This window comes from Pelagibacterium halotolerans B2, assembly GCF_000230555.1.
Lineage (GTDB): Bacteria > Pseudomonadota > Alphaproteobacteria > Rhizobiales > Devosiaceae > Pelagibacterium > Pelagibacterium halotolerans.
On the sequence record NC_016078.1, the window covers coordinates 3,844,970 to 3,866,383 of the forward strand.

General features: G+C 58.2%; 18 protein-coding genes. 14 read left to right on the top strand and 4 right to left on the bottom strand.

Annotated elements, in window-relative coordinates:
- Positions 1 to 54: 54 nt before the first annotated feature.
- From KKY_RS18805 to KKY_RS18830, 6 genes are all read left to right on the top strand, one after another.
- Positions 55 to 972: an ABC transporter permease gene (locus KKY_RS18805; RefSeq protein ID WP_014132980.1), complete on the top strand. Its 918-nt coding sequence runs from the start codon at positions 55 to 57 to the stop codon at positions 970 to 972.
- 58 nt (positions 973 to 1,030) lie between these two features.
- Positions 1,031 to 1,906, top strand: coding sequence for an ABC transporter permease (locus KKY_RS18810; RefSeq protein WP_244404035.1), 876 nt, complete (start codon positions 1,031 to 1,033; stop codon positions 1,904 to 1,906).
- Positions 1,899 to 3,551: an ABC transporter ATP-binding protein gene (locus tag KKY_RS18815; RefSeq protein ID WP_041528906.1), complete on the top strand. Its 1,653-nt coding sequence runs from the start codon at positions 1,899 to 1,901 to the stop codon at positions 3,549 to 3,551. Before KKY_RS18810 ends, KKY_RS18815 begins: the two co-directional genes overlap by 8 nt.
- Positions 3,548 to 4,306, top strand: a complete 759-nt coding sequence (locus KKY_RS18820) for a fumarylacetoacetate hydrolase family protein (protein ID WP_014132983.1) — start codon at positions 3,548 to 3,550, stop codon at positions 4,304 to 4,306. The genes KKY_RS18815 and KKY_RS18820 overlap by 4 nt, the downstream gene beginning before the upstream one ends.
- Before the next feature lie 16 nt (positions 4,307 to 4,322).
- Positions 4,323 to 4,979 (top strand): RraA family protein, encoded by a 657-nt coding sequence (locus tag KKY_RS18825; protein ID WP_014132984.1) that lies wholly within the window; start codon positions 4,323 to 4,325, stop codon positions 4,977 to 4,979.
- Positions 4,980 to 5,187: 208 nt separating this feature from the next.
- Positions 5,188 to 5,820 carry a tyrosine-type recombinase/integrase gene (locus KKY_RS18830; RefSeq protein WP_014132985.1) on the top strand — a complete coding sequence of 211 codons (633 nt, stop codon included), beginning with the start codon at positions 5,188 to 5,190 and terminating at the stop codon, positions 5,818 to 5,820.
- Between the two features lie 178 nt (positions 5,821 to 5,998).
- Here the strand turns inward: KKY_RS18830 and KKY_RS18835 are convergent, their stop codons facing one another.
- Together KKY_RS18835 and KKY_RS18840 are read right to left on the bottom strand one after the other, a co-directional pair.
- Positions 5,999 to 6,997: a substrate-binding domain-containing protein gene (locus KKY_RS18835; protein WP_014132986.1), complete on the bottom strand. Its 999-nt coding sequence runs from the start codon at positions 6,995 to 6,997 to the stop codon at positions 5,999 to 6,001.
- An 11-nt stretch (positions 6,998 to 7,008) separates the two neighbouring features.
- Complete coding sequence (locus KKY_RS18840) at positions 7,009 to 8,361, bottom strand: ROK family protein (protein ID WP_244404036.1); 1,353 nt, start codon at positions 8,359 to 8,361, stop codon at positions 7,009 to 7,011.
- Positions 8,362 to 8,683: 322 nt separating this feature from the next.
- Between KKY_RS18840 and KKY_RS18845 the strand changes: the two genes are divergently transcribed.
- The 5 genes from KKY_RS18845 (at position 8,684) to KKY_RS18865 (ending at position 14,504) form a co-directional block, all read left to right on the top strand.
- The gene (locus tag KKY_RS18845) at positions 8,684 to 9,508 is read left to right on the top strand and encodes a sugar phosphate isomerase/epimerase family protein (protein WP_014132988.1); all 825 of its coding nucleotides are present in this window, start codon (positions 8,684 to 8,686) and stop codon (positions 9,506 to 9,508) included.
- Between the two features lie 42 nt (positions 9,509 to 9,550).
- Complete coding sequence (locus KKY_RS18850; RefSeq protein WP_014132989.1) at positions 9,551 to 10,669, top strand: substrate-binding domain-containing protein; 1,119 nt, start codon at positions 9,551 to 9,553, stop codon at positions 10,667 to 10,669.
- Between the two features lie 136 nt (positions 10,670 to 10,805).
- Positions 10,806 to 11,957: a levoglucosan dehydrogenase gene (locus tag KKY_RS18855; RefSeq protein ID WP_014132990.1), complete on the top strand. Its 1,152-nt coding sequence runs from the start codon at positions 10,806 to 10,808 to the stop codon at positions 11,955 to 11,957.
- A gap of 17 nt (positions 11,958 to 11,974) precedes the next feature.
- Positions 11,975 to 13,531, top strand: a complete 1,557-nt coding sequence (locus KKY_RS18860) for a sugar ABC transporter ATP-binding protein (RefSeq protein ID WP_014132991.1) — start codon at positions 11,975 to 11,977, stop codon at positions 13,529 to 13,531.
- Positions 13,524 to 14,504, top strand: a complete 981-nt coding sequence (locus KKY_RS18865; RefSeq protein WP_050811764.1) for an ABC transporter permease — start codon at positions 13,524 to 13,526, stop codon at positions 14,502 to 14,504. The genes KKY_RS18860 and KKY_RS18865 overlap by 8 nt, the downstream gene beginning before the upstream one ends.
- Positions 14,505 to 15,574: 1,070 nt before the next feature.
- Here the strand turns inward: KKY_RS18865 and KKY_RS18875 are convergent.
- Complete coding sequence (locus KKY_RS18875) at positions 15,575 to 16,003, bottom strand: DUF7282 domain-containing protein (protein ID WP_014132993.1); 429 nt, start codon at positions 16,001 to 16,003, stop codon at positions 15,575 to 15,577.
- Between the two features lie 312 nt (positions 16,004 to 16,315).
- Here KKY_RS18875 and KKY_RS18880 point away from each other — a divergent pair, with 312 nt between their 5' ends.
- Positions 16,316 to 17,056, top strand: coding sequence for a MauE/DoxX family redox-associated membrane protein (locus KKY_RS18880; protein WP_014132994.1), 741 nt, complete (start codon positions 16,316 to 16,318; stop codon positions 17,054 to 17,056).
- A 391-nt stretch (positions 17,057 to 17,447) separates the two neighbouring features.
- Positions 17,448 to 18,317 carry a DUF305 domain-containing protein gene (locus tag KKY_RS18885; RefSeq protein WP_014132995.1) on the top strand — a complete coding sequence of 290 codons (870 nt, stop codon included), beginning with the start codon at positions 17,448 to 17,450 and terminating at the stop codon, positions 18,315 to 18,317.
- Positions 18,318 to 18,394: 77 nt separating this feature from the next.
- Here KKY_RS18885 and KKY_RS18890 read toward each other — a convergent pair whose 3' ends face one another.
- Positions 18,395 to 20,437, bottom strand: coding sequence for a heavy metal translocating P-type ATPase (locus KKY_RS18890; RefSeq protein WP_083824283.1), 2,043 nt, complete (start codon positions 20,435 to 20,437; stop codon positions 18,395 to 18,397).
- Between the two features lie 180 nt (positions 20,438 to 20,617).
- On the opposite strand from KKY_RS18890, the gene KKY_RS18895 reads away from it, so the two are divergent.
- Positions 20,618 to 21,412 carry a YdcF family protein gene (locus KKY_RS18895; RefSeq protein WP_014132997.1) on the top strand — a complete coding sequence of 265 codons (795 nt, stop codon included), beginning with the start codon at positions 20,618 to 20,620 and terminating at the stop codon, positions 21,410 to 21,412.
- The last annotated feature ends 2 nt before the right edge of the window (positions 21,413 to 21,414 follow it).

Here is a 21,414-nt window from a genome sequence, read left to right on the forward strand (position 1 = left end):
GGTCCGGCTGCCAAAAGGCAGTCGGGCCCATCCTCCACAAGGAGCGTGCCTGCTATGGTTTTCCTGCTCGCCAAGCGTACGATATGGAGCGCCGTTTCGCTCTTGGGGCTCGTCGTCTTCGTTTTCTTCATGGCAAGGCTGACGGGGTCACCTGTCGATCTCTACCTCCCACTGGACGCGCCCAACGCGATGCGCCAAGAGTTCCAGCAGCTCTACGGATTCGATCTGCCTGTTTGGCAGCAGTTTCTCAAATTTCTGGGCGATCTCGCGTCATTCGACTTCGGAGACTCCCTGCGTCAGGGACGGCCCGCGCTTGATCTGGTGTTGCAGGCACTGCCTACGACGTTGTTGCTTGCACTGTATTCAATCGGCACGGCGCTGTTTGTAGCGGTCATCACGGGGGCCCTTGCCGCCTGGAAGCCTAATTCCGTATTTGATCGCATCGCAACGATCTTGTCGCTGATCAGCGCAAGTCTGCCCAATTTTTGGGTCGCAATTGTCGGCGTACTGATATTTGCAGTGACCCTGCGCTGGGTTCCGACTTCCGGGACCGGGTCCGTCCCGCAATGGATATTGCCGGTTCTGGTCCTTGCCATTCGTCCGGCCGGCCTGATCGTTCAGGTGGCCAGAAGCTCGATGATCAGCGTCTTGTCTTCGGCCTACGTTAAAACGGCCAAGGCCAAGGGCGTGACCCCCCGCCGCCTAATATTCATCCACGCCTTGCGCAACGCCATGTTGCCCGTCATCACGGTGGCCGGGGACCAGGCGGCCGGCATCATTAACGGAGCGGTCATCGTGGAAACTATTTTCGGGTTTCCCGGGGTTGGACGGCTGATGATTGAATCGATCACCTACCGCGACTTCGCGGTTATCCAGGCCGGCGTCTTGGTGACAGCTGTCGCGATCTTTGTACTCAACGTCTCGATCGATATCGCCTACGCCATTCTCGACCCGCGGACACGGTCAAACTGAGATGGCGCAAATGACACTTAGCATCCCAAAAAGCAAACCGGCCGCGCATACTCACCCCATGAGCTCGGCATTCCGACTGTTGTTGCGCGACAAGTTCGCCCTCGTTTCGGTCAGCTTTCTCCTGCTGGTATTCGTCAGTGCCGTGCTGGGACCATTGTTCCTGGGAGATATCGGCACCAGTATGAACCTTAGAGCCCGCAACGCGCCGCCTTTCGAACTCGAACGTGGGTTCTGGTACATATTGGGTGGCGATCCTCTGGGGCGCTCGATTCTGGCACGGATCATCCTGGCAGCCCAAACCACCCTTCTGATTGCCGGGTCGACCGTTTTGGTGTCGGCGACAGTGGGCGTAACGCTGGGGCTGATCGCTGGGTATCGCGGGGGCTTTATGAGCGACGCGATCCTGCGTGTCACTGACATCATCATGAGCTTTCCGTCACTGCTTCTCGCGCTTGTCGTGCTCTACGTCTTTGACCCTTCGGTTCTCAACGTCGTCATTGTGCTCGCTGTTACGCGTATCCCGGTCTTCCTGCGCACAACCCGTGCGGAAGTGATGGAAATTCGCAGCCGTATGTTCGTCATATCGGCAGAAGTGACCGGAGCAAGCGTTTTTCGGGTCGTCACGCGTCACATCCTTCCGATGGTGGCTCCGACAATCGCGACACTGATGACGATCGACTTTGCTTTCGTCATGCTTGCCGAGGCTAGCCTCAGCTTTCTGGGCCTAGGCGTGCAGGCCCCCGATGTCACCTGGGGTGTCATGGTCTCTGAAGGGCGCGGTTATCTCGCCACGGCATGGTGGCTTTCCTTCTGGCCCGGCCTAGCGATTACGCTTGTCACGATGTCGCTCAACATCGTCTCCAACTGGCTGCGCATTGCGACAGATCCTGTTCAGCGTTGGCGCCTGGAATCCGAGGTTAACTCCAATGAGTAAGTCCCTTCTCGAGGTCAAAAACCTATCTGTCGAATTTCGCGCAAATCGCTCCGTGGTCCCTGCAGTCCGGAACGTCAGCTGGACCATTTCTCGCGGCGAAACGCTCGCAATCTTGGGTGAGAGCGGCTCAGGAAAATCGGTGAGTGCCTCGGCCGTCATGGGATTAATCGACTGCCCTCCCGGCCGCATTACGTCCGGCCAGGCGATTTTCCAAGGTGCTGATCTTCTGAAACTATCGCCAACCGACCGGCGCCAGATCAACGGCCGGAAGATTGCGATGATATTTCAGGACCCGCTGGCCCATCTCAATCCCGTCTACCCGGTCGGCTGGCAAATTGCCGAGGCGATGCGTATCCACGGAACGGATGCGCGAAAGGCCCGACAACGGACCATCGAGCTTCTGGACCGGGTGGGTTTGCCTAATCCCGCACAACGATTTGATGATTTTCCCCATCAATTCTCAGGCGGCCAGCGCCAACGCATCATGATTGCCATGGCCGTTGCCTTGAAACCCGATGTTTTGATCGCAGACGAGCCGACAACGGCTCTCGATGTGACCGTGCAGGCCCAAATACTAGACCTGCTCAAAGAGCTCCAGCAGGAAACAGGGATGGGGTTGCTGCTGATCACCCATGACCTCGGGGTGGTGGCGCAGATCGCCGATCGATTGGTTGTGATGAAAGACGGTCAGGTGGTCGAGAGCGGTGACGTGCTCGATGTCTTTCAAAGCCCCAAGCATGATTATACCCGGATGTTGTTGGAGGCAGTTCCGGGCAAGGCAGCCTTCAGAGAGCCAAAGAAGAACGATGAGGTGCTCATTGAAGTGCGCAACCTCGTCAAGGAATACAGGCTCTCGTCAAACCCGTTCTCGTCCAACGGCAGTGGAGTGCTCAGAGCACTTGACGATGTTAGCTTCGATCTCAAGAGATCAGAAACACTGGGAATTGTGGGCGAATCCGGCTCCGGCAAGACCACCGTGGCGCGCGCCCTGCTGCGCCTGACGCAGCCAACGTCTGGCTCGATAGCCTATAGAGGCAAAGACATTTTTGGCTTCAACCGCAGCGAGATGTTTGATTTCAGGCGGAAGCTGCAGGTGGTCTTTCAGGATCCCACGGCATCTCTCAATCCACGCATGAGTGTGTTTGATATCATCTCAGAGCCTTGGATCATTCACAAGGACGTCGTGCCGCGCCGCGATTGGGCTGACGCCGTAGCGGACCTGCTCGAACAGGTCGGCCTCCATCCCGATCACGCAACACGGTATCCGCACCAGTTTTCCGGCGGCCAGCGTCAACGTATCGCAATAGCCCGCGCTTTGGCCCTCAAACCTGAAATCATCCTTTGCGATGAAGCCGTGTCAGCTTTGGACGTTTCGGTGCAGGCCCAGGTTATTGCCCTTCTCAAGGATCTGCAGGAACGTCATGGACTTGCCTACATATTTATTGCCCACGACTTACCCCTTGTGCGCGATTTCGCTGATCGTGTGCTGGTCATGAGCAAAGGCAAAGTGGTTGAACAGGGTACCACCCGCAGCATCTTCGATGCGCCAGCCCATCCCTACACAATGGATCTCATTAAAGCGAGCCCGGAGCCCGACCCATCCTTGTACCGAAACACCATTGTGCTGGAGTCGGCTGAACTATGACGCTCGATCATCTTGAACAAGCCGCTAACCAGATCGGCCTCGCCCGACAGCGCGCGCTGATTGACAACCTTCCCGATCATCTTGTCCCACAAGACGAGGACAATGCGTATTCGATACAGGAAATCCGCGTTCCTCGCGCGGATACGGTGGGTTGGAAAGTTTCTCCACCATCTCCCAGCAAGCCGTTTCGGTGCGCACCCATCGCGCGCTCGGCTCTGATCGAGAATGGAGGAGTCGTTCCGGGCTACCTCGGCGTCACCGAAATCGAAGTAGAAGTTGCGCTGGTCTTGGGTGAGGACATCATTCCTGGTGATCGCCCTCTTGCACATGACCGCTTGGCCGCGTCGATAGCCGGAGCATGTCTTGCTGTCGAAGTGCTGGGATCATGTTTCACCGACAGAAAACGCGTTCCCGAACTGTGCACGCTGGCCGATCAGCAGTCCAATAGCGGCCTGATCCTTGGGCCGATTTTGCCTGACTGGCAAGAGCAGGATCTTGAACACGTCAAGCCCGTTCTCTCTCTCAATCTGAGGGAGACCGTCACTGTGCAAAAGCCTATGCCGTCCACGCAAGCAATCTATGAGGCGCTGAGTGGACTGGCGGGGCATGCCGCGCGCCGCGGCAGACCACTTCGCCGCGACCAAGTTGTCATCACAGGTGCGCGCGTCGGACCCATTCCACTCAATGTGGGCGACGCGTTCACCGCGTTAGCCGAAGGATTTGGAAGCGTTGCAGGAAAGCTCTTGCGACCTTGAATTGGAGGAACATTTAATGATCGGCAATCGTATTAATCCATTGGCCAACCGTCCGTCAGCCGAACTACTGGATCGGATGCGGGTGCTGCCCGTGGCAAATATCAGCGATGTCATGGCGCGACTTGAAGCGGGTGGACCGCGTATTCGGCCCCTCCATACTGGAGGCGCACTCTGTGGCCCCGCCTTCACGGTCAAGACCAGGCCAGGTGACAATCTCTTCGTCCATCACGCACTCGATCTTGCAGAACCCGGAGATGTCCTGGTTGTCGATGGTGGAGGCGATCTTACCAATGCGTTGATGGGTGAAATGATGCTTGCCTACGCCGAAAAGCGCGGACTGGCAGGTGTGGTGCTCAACGGCGCAATGCGAGACTATGGCTATATCCGTGCCAATTCTTTTCCGGTCTATGCCGCTGGAATCACACATAGAGGGCCCTACAAGAACGGGCCCGGTGAAATAAATGTCCCAGTCGCATTCGATGGTATGGTCATCAGCCCGGGCGGCATCATGGTTGGTGATGACGACGGCGTTGTTTGCGTCCCGCTCGATCACGCCCTAGCGACGGTCGAAGCCGCTGAAAAAAAACAAAGCGCTGAGCGTCGCCAGATGGAGGCGATCTTGGAAGGAACAAATGATCGATCTTGGGTCCAGCAAGCTATCGCCAATATTTGAGGTCGGCGTGATGAACAGCGAGATAGGCGAAGACAATGCATCGCGAGTCGGCCGCAGATTTTGAATGTTGATGAGTTGCCGCATATCCATAGCTGTTTGAATGTCCGCTAATTGAGTCAGGCAACTTGAAAGCTGCCTGACGGCTAACGGCCCCATCGCCACCGATATGCGTTTCTTCTCCGGCCAACACGGCCGAAGGAGAACACAAATGGGTACAGCACAATATGATCCCGGATCATTGGGACGTCCTGCCTGGAATGCCGGTCGCAAGGTTGGCGTTAAGAAGCCTCTGAAACAGCGACAGATATGGGCAATCCGCTTCTTTCTCGACAGGGAAGGTCGGATGCGAGATCGAGCGCTGTTCGATCTAGCGATCGACAGCAAGTTGCGAGGCTGCGATCTCGTGAAGATGAAGATCGGAACTCTGGTCACTGGACGGGAGATCCGAACACGCGCAATGGTCACTCAGCAAAAGACGGGCCGGCCGGTGCAGTTCGAGATCACAGCAGACGCGCGGGCAAGTCTACTCGCATGGCTTGAGCGACGTGGCGGAACGATAGACGACTATGCCTTTCCAAGTCGCGTTGATCATTCCGACCACCTGAGCACCCGCCAGTATGCGCGACTGGTGGATGAATGGGTGACTGCAATCGGCCTCCGCAAGGAAGAGTATGGCACGCACTCGCTCCGACGCACGAAGGCGGCCATCATTTATAAGGCGACGGGCAACCTTCGCGCGATCCAGATCCTGCTGGGGCACACCAAGATCGAGAACACAGTCCGATATTTGGGCGTCGACATAGAAGATGCGTTGGAGCTGGCCGAGAAGACTGAAATCTAGGCGAGGGGGCGGCTCGACGCTGTCTGAGCCGCTCCCGACACCGAAGCCCTCAGCTCGAAACCTCTCTCAACTTTGCGCCTCCATTGCCACCGTCGAGGCCGGATCGGCAATTTTCCGAAACCAGCCGGTCCATTTAGCCGACCGCAATGGCATGATGAAGATAAATGTTCGGCAGGCTTCACATTCTGCGGAGCGTAATAAGGTCGCTGGGGGCAGGCGCTCGCCAAACCATCTGCCAGCTCTCGATGACATTGGATTGCGTTACCGCAAGCGCGGGAAGAGCGACCCAGGCAGGAACCCGATGGCCCAGCAACGCGCGCACCGTGGTCTTGGCGCCGACCACCCCTTGAGCAAAAGGCTGTTGTGCTCCTATACCCTTTATGATGGCGTTGTCGGCGAGGGCGACTGCGACGTCACGGCCCAGATCGATAGTGGTCAGCGGCACGGAGCGCTCCTGAGCCTTCAATGCTGTCATTGCGCCAATCGCGGGCGCCTCCCAGACCACGAAGAGGGCGGCAATGTCGGCGTCGCTCTGTAGAAGCGCTTCGGTCTCGGCCCTTGCGTCTTCGATGGCCGAGAATTTGCGCGTTGCGATGCGGACGTCGGGGCGATTGGCCTGGATCCACTTGGCGAACGCGATCTCGCGCTCGTTGGTGGCATAAAAGTCGACACCATACGCCAGCACACCCAAGTGTCCTTCACTTGGAACATAGGGCGAGAGCAGCTCGGCCGCCACCTGGCCCAGCCCGAAATTGTCCGCCGAAACGAGACTCACATAGTCGCTGCCCGGCAGCAGTCCAGTGGGAACGTTGTCGAGCAGGATGAGTTGTATGCCCGCCTTGGCGACTCTGCGGTGGGCCTCAACAACATCGGCGTTTCCGATCGGGATCGAAATTATCGCGTCGACTCCGGAAGCGATCAGTCGGTCGAGTGCCTCGACTTGTCGGCGAGGATCGAAGTGACAATCGACCACCTCCGGCACGATGGCGCCATAGTCACCCAAGGTGCCCACAATTCCCGCAAGTTGTTGTTTCGAATAGTCCCCGTTCATGGTGTGCATCACGACGGTGACCGAAAATCCTCGCTCGCGCGATGCTGCGATGTCGGTCTCCGAAAGCTCTACACTTGATGGCGGTGTCGCCCGTTCGCCATGCGGGCCAAGCCCGGAAATAGGCATTCCGTCTCTCCCTATGCGGTCGGCGCTGGCGGCTGTGGCCGGGTCGGCACTGCCGCAAGGCGCTGGTTCGCTGCATCGAGCGCATCTTGAAATCCAGGATGGTCCAGCACGCTGCCCTGCGTGATCCAGCCACGCAAGGTGGCGGTGGAAAAAATCTGTTCGGTGACGACAGCAGCCGCGCCGACCAAACCGGCCGAACTTCCCATTTGTGAGCGCAGAATACGAAGATCGCGCGTTACGAGGGGATGGGAGTTGCGATAGACCGCTTCGCGGACCGCTGCGAGAATAGTGTCGCTGGTCTGCGCCGCGCTTCCTCCCAGGACGATGAGGGCGGGATTGATCATGTTCGTCAGTGCCGCGACGGTCTCACCGATCAGGCGTCCACTCTTTGAGAGCAGTTCAGTAGCGATGCTGTCGCCCATCTGCGCGGCCTGTCCGACATCGATAGCCGTGATTTCGCCCAGGCGGTCCAATGTGTCCGCGAGATACGGACTCTGACCACTGAGTGCTGCGGTCGTTGCCGCTGCCGCAATGGCTGTGCTGCCCGCTGCCGCTTCAAGAGTGGGTGATCCTGCCACAGTAGCGACGGGAATTTGTCCAATCAGACCCGCCGCACCCTGGGCGCCGCGGTAGACGGTTCCGTTGACGGCAATGCCGGCGCCGATGCGGGTGCCGACCTTGATAAACAGCATTGTCTGCTGACCCACGCCGCCTCCGGCTTTGAGTTCGCCCATGGTCATAGTCTCGACGCTCGAACGCATCCATACCGGGGCGTTAAAATGCACCAGCAGTCGCTCGACGAACGGAAACCCTTCCCAGCCGGGCATGAATTCGGGTGTCCGGCAAAGAAAATCGGCGCCTTCGACCATGGCAACGGGGCCGGGCACAGACAGCCCGACACCCCAGACCGGCTTCCTATTCTGGTGCTTTTCGAGAACCCATTCGAACAGCGCAATGAGCCGATTCAGAATGGGCGAGGGATCGGACGCAAGGTCGATGGCCTCATGGTGTTCCATGAGCAGGTGTCCATCGAGATCAGCAATGCCCACGCCCAGCGCGGTCTGGTCCAGCGTAGCGACGAGCACCCGGCCGATATCTGCATTGAACCGCACGAGCCGGGGTGCGCGCCCCCCGCTCGCGGCACCGAGTTCGCTTTCGTCAACGAGATCCAGCCCGGTAAGGGTGGCTAGCCGGTCCGCCACCACGGCGCGGCCCAGTTCGCTTTCCCGCTCGATCTCCTGTCGCGTACTAGCGATTCCAGTCCGCACCAGCGTCAGGACCGTTGAGAGGGAGTTGACTACCGCTTCGCCTGAACGGCCGCGCACCTTTGAAGCGGGGCGTGGAGACGCTTTTTGTCTGTCCACTTTCATGTCTCGACTGCCTGTGCGGGTTCGCGTTCAGCCTTTCGGCGCGGAAAATTCGCGACTTCAAGCGATATATGGTCATTCTTAAACACGCAAGCATCAGACTTATGCTGATTATCAGCAAAAGTTTGCGTACTTATGCAGAATGTCCATTGACTTGCCCTTTTCTCTGAGCAAAAGTGCCCCCATGCACCCAACTACGAGGTGTGAGGGAGGATCGGGCAAAACAGGTGTCGCCCTTGCGGCACGTGACACGCCGAAGATCCGCAAACGAAGAATTCCAACACGCCGCCGGGCATCACTTCCGGCGAACGGAGGAGCTATGTCGCGCTGGAAGCTGGCCTATCATGCCAATTGCTGGGGTCCCCTGGGAGGTCATCCGGTGGGGGTCACCTCAATCGGGCAGCTTAACTACATGACTTTCGCGGATATGAGGCCAGCCTTCCTGGACATCGCGCGAGCCGGATATGAAGGCGTTGAAATCTTTGATGGAAACCTGATGAGCTATGCGGACGACAAGAACGCGCTAAAAGCGCTTTTGTCCGAAACGGGGCTGACACTGCTTGCTGTTTATGCCGGCGCCAATCTGATCTTCGAGGACGTTCTCGAGGAGGAATTGAATAGGATCGATGCGGTGGCGGCGCTCGCTGCAGAGTTCTCGGTGCCACATTTTGTCGTTGGTGGCGGCGCTCGCCGGCGTTCGGGTCCGCGTCCGGATGATTATAAGAAAACGGCTGCGGGCCTCGAAAGGGTTGCCACCATTGCGCGAGAGCACGGTCTCGCGCCGCATTATCATCCGCATCTTTCGACCCTGGCGGAAACGCCCGAAGAGATCGCGCAGATTTTCGGTGAGACCGGCATAGGTTTTTGCCCTGATACGGCGCATCTGGCAGGTGCAGGGGGCGACCCCGCCGCGCTGATCCGGGAATACAAGGACCGTATTTCCTACGTCCACCTCAAGGGCCTACAGCGCGAGCCTTTCGGCTTTACGCCGCTCGATGAAGGCGATCTCGATATCGCCGCCATCATCGACGTGCTGAAAGAGGTCGGGTTTTCCGGCTGGGTCGCGACCGAACTCGATGCATGGTCCGACCCATTCGAGGGTGCGACCCGCAGCAAGGCGTTTCTCGATAAGGTGGCAGGCTAGAACTTCACATTTTCAACGATTGCACAACGGGAGGAGACCCAAATGCATCTATTCAAGTCATCCGTCATAGCGGCGACGCTCTTGTCTGCCGCAGCCACAGGAACAGTTCTGGCGCAAAGTCCGGACGAAGCCCTGGCGACCCTTTCCGATCAGGTGCTATCCACCGGTCCGGGTGGGGAGGAGCCAATCCCGGCCGCCGATATCACACTCAGCGAAGAGGAACTTGCCCAGATTTCGGATATGGGTGCAACCGCAGCCATCGTCATGCACTATGGCGGCAATGACTGGGCACAGGCTCAAATCGACGGGCTTAACCAGCAGTTTGAGGAAATGGGAATCGAGGTGATTGCTGTTACCGATGCTGGGTTCGCACCTGAAAAACAAGTCTCGGACATTGAGACGATTCTCGCACAAAATCCTGACATCATCGTCTCCATTCCTACCGATCCGGTGGCGACGGCTGACGCTTACCGGCAGGCGGCGGCCCAGGGCGTAGAACTGGTTTTCATGGATAACGTGCCGGCCAACATGGAGGCGGGAACCGACTATGTGAGCGTGGTCTCCGCCGACAATTACGGCAACGGTGTCGCATCGGCGCATTTGATGGCCAAGGCACTTGATGGCGCGGGGCAGATCGGCCTTGTGTTCCATGCTGCCGACTTTTTTGTCACCCAGCAGCGCTACGACGCTTTCAAGACCACGATTACCGAAAACTATCCCGAGATTGAAATTGTCGATGAGCAGGGCATCGCCGGCCCAGATTTCACCGGCCAGGCAGAGCGTGCCGCTTCGGCAATGATGACAGCAAACCCCGCAATCGACGGCATCTGGGCGGTCTGGGACGTGCCGGCCGAAGGCGTGATCGCGGCGGCCCGTGCGAACGGACGCGACGATCTGGTGATCACCACCATCGATCTCGGCGAGAACGTTGCCATCGACATGGCGCGCGGTGGCTATATCAAGGGACTTGGCGCGCAGCAGCCCTTTGCCCAGGGGCAGACCGAAGCCAAGCTTGCCGGTTATGCTCTCCTCGGCAAGGAGGCGCCGGCCTATGTCGCGCTTCCGGCGCTTCCGGTCGAGCAGTCGAACCTGCTCGATGCGTGGGAGACGGTCTACTCTCAGCCTGCGCCCGATACCGTCGTCCAGAGCATGAACCAGTAGCTCTGAGATGCGAGCGGCGGCCGGATACCTCCCTCCGGCCGTCAGCTCACCACAACCAGCCAAACACCTCCTGCAAACATTGTGCTGTCGGCGCCGCCGCGCACACGAGACCAATTGGATGAAGACAATGAAGCGTATGAATGTAGCAATGATCGGTGGCGGGTTCATGGGCAAGGCCCATGCCATGGCCTATGCGGCGATGCCGATGTTCTTCTGGCCCGCTCCGGCAATTCCAGTGCGCAAAGTGGTGGTCGATGTTACCGAGGCAGCTGCGGATGATGCCAGGGACCGGTTTGGCTTCGAGGTATCCTCATCGGACTGGAAATCGGTCATCGAGCGCGACGATGTCGATGTTGTCGATATCGTAACTCCTAATGACAGCCATGCCGAAATTGCCATCGCTGCAGCTAAGGCGGGAAAGCACATCATATGCGAAAAACCGCTTGCCCGGACAGGTGAAGAGGCCAGGCCCATGCTTGATGCGGTGCGCGAAGCCGGGGTCATTCACATGGTCGCCTTCAACTACCGCCGTACGCCGGCCGTTGCGTTGGCGCGCAAGTTCATCGATGAGGGCCGTATCGGCGACATTGTCAACTTTCGCGGCACCTATCTGCAGGACTGGTCGGCCGATCCTGACAGCCCCTTGTCATGGCGGTTCCAAAAGAAAGTGGCCGGTTCCGGGGCAATTGGCGACATTGGCACGCATGTTCTCGATTTCGCGCGCTATCTCGCTGGTGAGATCACTGGCGTCCACGCGGTCAACCGCACTCTTATTCCCGACCGGCCGGTCGCAAGCGGGCACCTGGACAAGCTCGGCACCGGCGGGGGCGGCGCAGGCGGCGAGCGCGGTACCGTGGATGTTGATGACGAGACCATTACCCTGCTGCGCTTTGCCAGCGGCGCTACCGGGTCTCTCGAGGCGTCGCGCAACGCTTACGGTCGCAACAACTATCTGACCTTTGAAGTGCATGGCACCAAAGGATCGCTGGTCTTTAATTATGAGCGTCGCGATGAACTGCAGGTGATGTTCGCCGACGATCCAGCCGATGCACGCGGGTTCCGCACCATCTATACTGGTGCAGCCCATCCCTACGGAGAGGGACTGTGGCCAATCCCCGCGCTGGGCATTGGTTATGGCGAAACCAAAATTGTCGAGTGCTATGATTTCTTCAAGGCGATCGTCGAGAACACCCAGCCCAGCCCCAATTTCGAGGACGGGTACAGGATTTCCCAGATCGCTGACGCCATGATCCGTTCCGGGGAAAACGGCAGCTGGGTCGAGACTTGAGCATGAAGGAGGCGAAGGTGTCGGACTATGCCGTGGAAATGCGTGGCATTTCCAAGCGTTTTGGTGGTGTCCGTGCCCTGAAAGGTGTCGATCTGGCCGTACGAGCGGGCGAGGTTCACGCGCTACTGGGCGAAAACGGGGCGGGGAAGTCAACAATCCTCAAGGTGTTGCAGGGTGTCTTGACCCCTGATGCCGGAAGCATTGTCGTCAACGGGCGCGAGGTTTCGCACCTGACGCCCCGGACCGCCGCCGACCTGGGGATCGGTATGATCTTTCAGGAAATGAGCCTTGTCCCCTCGCTCACCGTGGCCCAGAACATTTTTCTGGCGCGGGAGCCGCTTGGGGGTGGCGGCCTGATCGCCGATCGCGAAATGGAACGCCGTGCTCGGGACATCTTCGCGTCGATGGGGGTGGCGATCGACCCGGGCGTCGAAGTGGCAGACCTGAGTGCCGGCCAGCAACAGCTCACGGAAATCGCCAAGGCGCTCAGCCGGAACGTCAATGTTCTGATTCTCGATGAACCCACATCCGCGCTCACGTCCACGGAAGTGAGCATCCTTTTTGATTTGCTGGCGGCTCTTCGGAAGGAAGGCAAGGCCATCATCTATGTTTCGCACCGCATGGACGAGATATTTCGCGTCGCCGATATGGCGACCGTCTTGCGTGATGGTGAACGGGTGGCGAGCCGGCCCATTGCCCAGTATTCCCTTGAGTCGCTTATTGCCGACATCATGGGCAAGGCCAGTCGCGACATGACCGAATTCATGTCGGCGAGTAATGCCGGCGAGGAGGTTGTGCTGCGGCTTCGCGACGTGTCGATTAAGGGACGCGAGGGCAGCATAAATCTCGAGCTGCACAGGGGCGAAGTTCTGGGCCTTGCCGGTCTTATGGGGGCGGGGCGCTCTCGTCTGGCGCGCATTCTGTTCGGGCTGGAGCGGGATGTCTCGGGGACCATTGAATTGCACGGCAAGCCTGTCGCCATCGAATCGCCAGGGGCTGCAAAGGCCCTTGGGTTTGCGCTCGTCCCCGAGGATCGGCGCCGCCAGGGTCTCGTTCTTGAGCATTCCATCGAGGATAACATCGCCCTGCCGGTTCTGGAGCGCGTTTCCGGTAGCGTGTTCATGCGGGGAGGCGATCGCAACCGGCTCGCCCAAAAGACCATAAAGGACCTGTCGATCAAGACGAGTTCCGAGCGGTTGCCGGCCAATGCGCTCTCCGGCGGCAATCAGCAAAAGATTGTCATCGGGAAATGGCTCGCGGCCGAGCCGGACATTCTCATCATGGATGAACCGACGGCCGGAATCGATATTGGCTCCAAGACTGAAATCATCCAGCTGGTCCGACGTCTGGCAGCCGAAGGGCGCTCAATTATCTTCATATCATCAGAGCTTGCCGAATTGCTGGCGGTTTCCGACCGCATTGCGGTGTTGGACAAGGGCTCCGTCCGGCGCATTGTCCACCGTAGCGACCTCATCGGTGAAGGGGTCGAAACGACCGAACCTGGAACCGAATTTCAACGCGCCGAACAAAGGCTGCAGCTCATCCTTCAGGAGAGGAATTCCACGAATGTCTAATGCTCTTACCTCCACCGTGCCGTCTGGACTGGTCGGCTGGTTCAAGTCGTCCTGGCGGCAGAACATTATCTATTTTGGCATTGTCGCGGTTTTCATCTTCTTCGCCATCACCTTGGGTGACCGCGGCTTTACTCATCCTCAGAACCTGCTCAATATTTTCCGCCAGAGTGCAATTATCGCGGTGATGGCGGTGGCGATGACCTTTGTCCTTTCATCAGGCGAAATCGACCTCTCCGTGGGTTCGGTCGCCGGACTGGCATCGGTTACAACGGCCATGGGGTTGATGAGCGGAGGCCTGCTCTTCGGCGTAGGAGCCGGGATAGTGACAGGTTTGACCGTGGGACTTATCAACGGCCTGCTGACCACGCGTCTCAATATTCCCTCGTTCCTGGTTACGCTGGCGATGATGGGGATAGCAGTAGGAACCGCGATGTGGATCAGCGATACGGCATCAGTACCGATCCTCAACATGGGTTATTCCGCGTTTTTTGGAGGAGGCACTCCCTTTGGAATCCCCTCGCTTCTACTCTGGATGTTCTGTTTGGGTATTGTGGGACACATTACGCTCAAGCATACCCGCTTCGGTCGGCAGGTCCTCGCAGTTGGCGGAAACCTGACCGCGGCGCGGTACTCGGGCGTCAATACAAAGCGTATCAAGCTCACCGTGCTGATGATCTCCTCAATGACAGCTGCCGTAGCGGGTATGCTGTATGCTGGACGCCTGCAATCGGGCCGGTTCCAATTGGGGGAAGGGGACGAGCTTTCCGTCATCGCTGCCGCCGTCCTCGGCGGCACGGCGCTGTTCGGCGGGCGCGGCACCGTGATTGGATCGATTTTCGGCGCTCTGATGATCGGGGTGATCAACAATGGTCTCATCCTGATGGGGCTCGAATATTCCCAGCAGCTGATTGCCCGTGGGGGTATCATCATCCTTGCCGTCGCAATCAGTCAGATGGGGCGCAACAGAGACTAAGGAAAACATTGAGTCAGAGAGGCCAATGTATCGAAGGCTTAGCTTGCTCTTGCCAAGTTTGAGCGACGTGAGTTGAAGCCCCAAGTTGGGTCGCAGGAAACCAAGCTGAACGCCGGCGATTGGGGTCGGAAGCCGAATGTCGGCTTTCTCCGCTTCTTCGCTGAAACCGGTCAGTCCGCAGTCGGCCCCGCGGCTGCCGGTCTCAGCGTTTCTCTTTTGGCCGATCACGGCCATTGGAGACCTGAGATGGGATACTCACAATATGATGCTGCAGCCCGAGGATGGGCTGCACAGAATGCAGGCAAGACTGAGGGGACCAAGCGTCCCCTGACGCAGAAGCATATCTGAGCGATTCGTTCCTTCTTGGATCGGGAAGGACGGGTTCGAGACCGTGCACTGTTCGATCTCGCGATCGACAGCAAGCTCCGTGGATGCGATCTGGTCAAGATCAAGACAGGTGACTTGGTGAATGGACCGGAAATTCGAACCCGGGCAACGGTGGTTCAGCAGAAGACCGGACGTCCTGTCCAATTCGAACTAAACGGCGATGTACGAGCCTGCCTTATCAGCGGGTTGGAAAGCAGCTACAAAGGTGACTTGAGCTTAGGATACCTCGCGCGCGCCCACATACGAGGGAAGACAGCTGGCAACGCCGATGGCACCTCCGCTCAGTGCAACTCCATGAAATGCGGGTTGTAAATGATGCCCCCAGAATGTTGCCGAAGGATCGAGGACCGATGCGGTGACAAGCCCGGTTTCGCCCCGTTTCGTGATCGGATCATGTTCGTTGGCACCAGCGCTTTCAGACGGGACAGAGCGTCGTTGATATCATCAACGTGCCAGTACAGTATGGCGCCTCCCGGTCCCGCGCCCATGCCGTCGGGTGCATACTTGCGGTCGATGATGCCGAATTCGTCGGCATGCCAAGCGGCAACAGGACTGGGGCGCACCTCAAAGCGGCCAACGCAGATACGAGAAGATCTCCGATGGTGTAGCGGTCGAAAAACGAAAGGCCCGCAGCGTGAAGCTACGGGCCGTCGATACCGTTTCCAAAAAGCGGGTGGCGAATTCTACATCATGGAGCCGCCAGCCGTGAACGGCTGAACATATGGAGCGTCTTCCGCATTGAGTGCCGGAGTGTCCACGTCTGTCATGCCTTCACCGAACGAATATTCCCCATCTCCGTCAGTGTCGTAGTGGAGCATGGCAATATAATCGGCGCCGTCTTCAAGCGGATACTCAGTGGTGATTTCGACGCTATCCGTCGTTCCGCCTTCCACATATGCATGGCCGATCGAGGCCGGCACCACCGGTTGACCATCCAGAACCTCGTGAATGACCACGAAACCAGGTTCATCGATGAGAACCGAGGGTATTGTCACCGTATCGCCGTCGACCTCAATGCCGTCCGTTGAAATATTGAGGTGATCGGCCAGAGCAGGACCCGCGATCAATGCACTCGAGCCAAGCGCCAGCGCGACTATTGATTGTTTCAGCATGGTGTTCTTCTCCTTGATGAATTCAAGATGACCCGAACAGGGCCACGGAGCGAAGGAAATGTCTCCGCTGCGAGAAGCTACGTTCCACCGACTGAATAGTTTCAGTCTGGTAATCAGGAATTTGTCAGGGTGGGAAAGAGAACTCCACTCCCCTGCTGGACCCACAAGTTGGGAAAGATCACCCGTGTGGCCGATCCTCGTTTAGGCGCTGGTCGCAGCGCCGTCGACGCGGAAATCGTCGAGTTATCCTCGACGAAGTCGTGAACCATGCCGCCGCCCGGCCGTTTATATTTCAAAAGGGGGTGCGAACCTATGAGCAAAAGTGCCGAAAAAGCTGTACTCTACCGAATGGTGATGGACGACCACATCTGTCCGTTCGGCCTCAAATCGAGACACCTGCTAAAGTCCGAAGGCTACGAGGTTGAGGACAATTGGCTGACAACTCGGGAGCAAACTGACGCTTTCAAGCGCGAGTATCAGGTCGATACCACGCCGCAAACCTTTCTTGGTGGCAGGCGCGTCGGCGGTTACGACGACCTCAAGAGGCACTTTGGCAAGGGTCAGAATGAAGGCGAGACAAGCTACACGCCGGTAATCGCGGTTTTTGCCATGGCTGCGGCAATGGCGTTGGCCGCGACCTGGGCAGCATTCGGCAACCTTGTGACAATTCGGACCGTGGAGTGGTTCATCGCCATCTCCATGTGCATCCTCGCAGTCCTCAAGCTGCGCGACATCTCATCGTTTTCAAACATGTTCCTCGGATACGATCTCGTCGCGCAACGCTACGTCCCTTATGCCTACTTCTATCCTTTCGGGGAAGCGCTGGCCGGCGTTTTAATGATCGCAGGCGCTCTGCTTTGGATCGCGATCCCGGTCGCCCTCGTCATTGGTACTGTTGGTGCCATTTCAGTATTCAAAGCCGTCTATGTCGATAAGCGCGATCTCAAATGCGCGTGCGTCGGCGGAAACAGTAACGTCCCCTTGGGCTTCGTCTCCCTGACCGAGAACGTGATGATGGTCGCCATGGCGCTGTGGATGATGAGGATGCTATGACCCGCGTGCGCTTCCGCAGGGCCATATGGCTGGGCTTTCTCATGATGGTCCTGACGGCCCTGCCCGCGATTGGGGCAGTTTGCCAAAGCGAACACACATTCCTTTTCGCACACACGCAAGACGCTGAGCCGCTCGACCAAAATACGCCAGATGAATTAAGCCAGCCCCATCACGCTGGGTCCGGTAACGTCTTCGAACTTCATTGCGCCACCTTCGCTGTCCTGCCCGCCGGTATCAACATAACTACCGACGAAAAGCAGACATTGGTCGATCATTGGGCTTTCCCAGCGCCACCAGCTACCAATCCAGGCATTGATCCACCTCCGCCCAGATGAGCCGGACCTAAAAAGGTCCACAAATCATTTGGATTCATTTCGATCGGAGAAGTTTCATGAAAATGTATTGGCGTTTTGCCGCCATGATCGCCACATCGACGCTGGTCATGTTCGGCCTGATGTATCTCAACACCTATGCTTTCGAGCACGTATTCTGGAGCGAGACTAGGGCGTGGATGGCCTTGGTCATGGGCGCCACCATGGCTGTCATCATGCTGGCTTACATGCTCTCGATGTACAAGAACACCAGGCTCAATGTCGCCATTTTCGCTGGTTCAGTTGTCGTGTTCTCGGGGGCGCTCTGGCTGGTTCGCAGCCAGGTCACGGTGGACGACAGTGAGTATATGCAGGCAATGATCCCACACCACTCGATTGCCATCATGACCTCGACCCGCGCCCAGATTTCTGATCCACGCGTACGTAAGCTGGCCGATGAGATTATTGCAGCACAAAATCGGGAAATTGCGGAAATGAAATACCTGATTGCCGACCTCGGCGAGGACGGGGATGCGTCTGATCCCGCGTTGGGGGAAGCACCGGCTCAATTGTCCTCTCCCCAGTCGGCTCTTCAAGGCGCCACGATTGCGGCGCTCGATCCCGAAACCCTCGAAATCGAGCAGATCGAGGAACAGATGTCGTCGCAGGCGGTGTGCACCTTCAGCTACACAAGCGAAGGAAAACCAGTGTTTGCCTTCGCAGGCGGTGGCGACGCGGCACTGGTCAAAGTCAACAATGCGCTCATCGAGATGTCGCGCGGTGCCGATGACACGGGAACCGCCTACCAGGCCGGCGATATTGGCATCACGCTCACCCCAGAACAGCAGGCTCAAGGTTGGGATGCGGATCAAACCGAAGCCACCATGATCTTTGAGATTGGCACACAGCTCAGGGTTGGATACGGCGGCTATGTTGCCTGTGCAGCCTAATACGTAGGGGCGCCCAATGGGCGCCCCTCACGTCACAATGGACTGAAACGTTGGACGGTCGTGGCGCGCCAACTGCATCAACGTGCCATGTCGAGCCGCCGAAGCAACTGAGCGTTGATTGCAACGATCACCGTGCTGGCCGACATTAGCACCGCCCCCACCGCGGGGGCCAATACGATGCCGGCCCAATAGAGCACCCCTGCCGCAAGCGGAATGGCAACGATGTTGTAGCCGGCTGCCCACCAAAGGTTTTGTATCATCTTGCGATAGGTCGCGCGGCTGAGGATCACGATGCGGGCAATGTCTCGGGGATCGGAGCGCACCAGAACCACATCGCCTGCTTCGACAGCCACATCGGTTCCCGCACCTACGGCCACACCTACATCGGCGGTGACGAGAGCGGGAGCGTCGTTGACGCCATCGCCCACCATGGCGACACGCTTGCCTCGAGCCTGTAGTTCCTTGATCTTGTCGGACTTCTGATCGGGCAATACGCCGGCGAAGACGGTGTCGATCCCGAGCTCTCGCCCCACGGATCGCGCAACGGCCTCGGAATCCCCTGTCAGGATAACGACCTCGATAGCCATCGATTGGAGTTTGGCCACGGCCGCTTTGGATTCCGGGCGCACCTGATCGGCGATCGCGAACACCGCCAAAACGTTCTCGCCCTCCACAAGATAAATCGCGGCCTGCCCATTGTCACCAAAGCGACGGGTTGCGTTCGCTATGTAATTGTCGAGCTCGACATTGCGTTGCCGCAACAACGCCGGCCCCCCGACGGACAAGCGGCGTGCCTCGACAACAGCCTCGACGCCCTTGCCGGCTGCTGACTCGAAACTCGTTGACCGCGGGAGCGCGAGCCCTTTGTCTTCTGCGCTCTTGAGTAACGCCTGTGCGATTGGGTGTTCGGAGTCCCGTTCGACTGCTGCTGCGAGCGACAATACCGTATCCGGATCATTTTCCTTTGCGGCGACAATCTCAACCACCCGGTGGGAACCAAGCGTCAATGTTCCGGTCTTGTCGAATACGACGGTGTCGAGATTTCGCGCTTCCTCAAGACCACGACGGTCCCGAATGAGCAAACCATTGCGGGCACCCAGGGTGGTTGAAATGGCCGTGACCAGTGGAACGGCAAGCCCAAGAGCGTGAGGACAGGCGATGACGAGCACGGTCACCACCCGGGTAACCGTAAAATCGATCTCGGCACCGAGCAGCAACCATGCGGCAAGGGTTGCGACACCGGCAACAATGGCAACAACGGTGAGCAGAAAGGCGGCCCGGTCAGCCAGTGCCTGGGCGCGCGAGCGGGACGACTGTGCTTGAGAAACCAGCCTCATGATGCCGGCCAAGGCCGTTTCCTGACCTGTTTGAAGCACGCGCACACGAAGGGAGCCCTGCCCGTTCACGGTGCCGCCGAGGACTTCGGATCCCTCTGTCTTGTCGACCAGTTGAGATTCCCCGGTAATCATGGATTCGTTGACAGCGCTTTTGCCGGATATGACGACGCCATCGGCAGGGATCGAGGCCCCTGGTCGCACAAGAACGACGTCATCCGTCCTGAGGCCCGACACAGGCACCTCTTCGGTCCTGTCTCCTTCAATTACCCGTACAGCCAAATCGGGCAATAACTTCGCCAGTTCATTGAGTGCGCCTTGCGCCTGGGAAATCGAGCGCATCTCGATCCAGTGTCCCAGCAGCATGATGGTCACCAACGTGGCCAGCTCCCACCACAGCGGGTGACCGTCGAACCCGAGCAAGACGGCAAAGCTGTAGACAAACGCAACGGAGATGGCCAACGAGATCAGCGTCATCATGCCCGGGAGCTGCGCCTTGAGCTCACCGATTGCACTGTTCAGAAATACCCGCCCCCCGTAGGTGAAGACAACCGTTCCAAAAAAGGCGGGGATGAATGCAGATCCTGGAAACGGGGGCGCGGTGTAGCCAAACCAATCCTGAATCATTGGCTCCCAAATGACAGTGGGTATCGTCAGGGCCAGCGAGAGCCAGAACTTGTCACGAAACATTGAAACCGAGTGCCCCGCATGCTTGTCGTGCCCCGATGCGTCTGTCGCACCCTGGCTGTCTTCACCATGCTGGTGGTGATGGTGACGTTCATTCATTTCCCAGACCTCTTCGCTCAAGACACTGCGTTAAGCGGGTTTGTCTACATGAGCATTGTTCGAGATTAGACTTGATCACTCTACGTTGCTGCTTCCAATGGTGGGAAGGTCAAGCGGGACTGACGTCAATTATTTGTTGAAGGCGGAGGTGCTAGGAGGCGAGTTCAAGGGGAGATTCTGATGTTTTTTTTGCTTTCGCAATTCCTCGACTTCTTTCTCACCCCATCCAACGTGCTCCTGCTCGGCACTCTGTCAGCACTGGCGTTTTGGATCTTGCGCTTCCGGAAGATAGCCGTAGCACTTGGAATGGCATCAATTGTCGGGTTGGCTCTTGCAGCATGGTCGCCCGTCGGGCCGTTTGCTCTCGGTGTTCTAGAAAACAGGTTCCCCAAGGCAGCACTGCCGGAAGATGTCGCGGGAATCATCGTACTCGGTGGCGCTGTGGACACGCACATTTCTTACGACAGGGATGCACTCGTTCTCAACGAGGCGGGCGAGCGGATCGTCGAGGCGCGTATTCTCGCCGCACGCTATCCCGAGGCCGACATTTTCCTTTCCGGGGGCGGCGGACATATTTTCGACGATGGAACTCTAACCGAGTCCGAACTGGCGCGACGTGCCCTGGTCGATGCCGGTGTTGCTGGTGAACGCATCACCATGGAAGAGCTTTCCCGCAACACCTGCGAGAACGCTCGAGAAACGGCGTCCGTTCTAGGCAAGCAGGCGGAGGGCACCTGGATTCTGGTGACATCGGCCAGTCACATGCCCCGTGCCGTTGCTTGTTTCAGGACCACGGATCTTGCGGTCTTGCCCTATCCAGTCGACTATCGGACCGGACCTGCTGGCGCGTATTGGCCAGGAACGGCCTCGAGCGGCCTAACCACGACTGATCTGGCTGCCCATGAATGGATTGGATTGGTCAGTTACCGACTGGCAGGCTTCACCGACGTTCTGTTTCCCTCGCCGGGAGATTGAGA

Bases quoted from the DNA above. Each gene is read 5' to 3' on its own strand.
- KKY_RS18805 (WP_014132980.1), top strand. From the start codon at position 55: ATGGTTTTCCTGCTCGCCAAGCGTACGATATGGAGCGCCGTTTCGCTC.
- KKY_RS18815 (WP_041528906.1), top strand. From the start codon at position 1,899: ATGAGTAAGTCCCTTCTCGAGGTCAAAAACCTATCTGTCGAATTTCGC.
- KKY_RS18845 (WP_014132988.1), top strand. From the start codon at position 8,684: ATGTCGCGCTGGAAGCTGGCCTATCATGCCAATTGCTGGGGTCCCCTG.
- KKY_RS18835 (WP_014132986.1), bottom strand. From the start codon at position 6,997: ATGCCTATTTCCGGGCTTGGCCCGCATGGCGAACGGGCGACACCGCCA.
- KKY_RS18830 (WP_014132985.1), top strand. From the start codon at position 5,188: ATGGGTACAGCACAATATGATCCCGGATCATTGGGACGTCCTGCCTGG.
- KKY_RS18875 (WP_014132993.1), bottom strand. From the start codon at position 16,003: ATGCTGAAACAATCAATAGTCGCGCTGGCGCTTGGCTCGAGTGCATTG.
- KKY_RS18895 (WP_014132997.1), top strand. From the start codon at position 20,618: ATGTTTTTTTTGCTTTCGCAATTCCTCGACTTCTTTCTCACCCCATCC.
- KKY_RS18880 (WP_014132994.1), top strand. From the start codon at position 16,316: ATGAGCAAAAGTGCCGAAAAAGCTGTACTCTACCGAATGGTGATGGAC.
- KKY_RS18865 (WP_050811764.1), top strand. From the start codon at position 13,524: ATGTCTAATGCTCTTACCTCCACCGTGCCGTCTGGACTGGTCGGCTGG.
- KKY_RS18850 (WP_014132989.1), top strand. From the start codon at position 9,551: ATGCATCTATTCAAGTCATCCGTCATAGCGGCGACGCTCTTGTCTGCC.
- KKY_RS18825 (WP_014132984.1), top strand. From the start codon at position 4,323: ATGATCGGCAATCGTATTAATCCATTGGCCAACCGTCCGTCAGCCGAA.
- KKY_RS18820 (WP_014132983.1), top strand. From the start codon at position 3,548: ATGACGCTCGATCATCTTGAACAAGCCGCTAACCAGATCGGCCTCGCC.
- KKY_RS18810 (WP_244404035.1), top strand. From the start codon at position 1,031: ATGAGCTCGGCATTCCGACTGTTGTTGCGCGACAAGTTCGCCCTCGTT.
- KKY_RS18885 (WP_014132995.1), top strand. From the start codon at position 17,448: ATGAAAATGTATTGGCGTTTTGCCGCCATGATCGCCACATCGACGCTG.
- KKY_RS18855 (WP_014132990.1), top strand. From the start codon at position 10,806: ATGAATGTAGCAATGATCGGTGGCGGGTTCATGGGCAAGGCCCATGCC.
- KKY_RS18890 (WP_083824283.1), bottom strand. From the start codon at position 20,437: ATGAATGAACGTCACCATCACCACCAGCATGGTGAAGACAGCCAGGGT.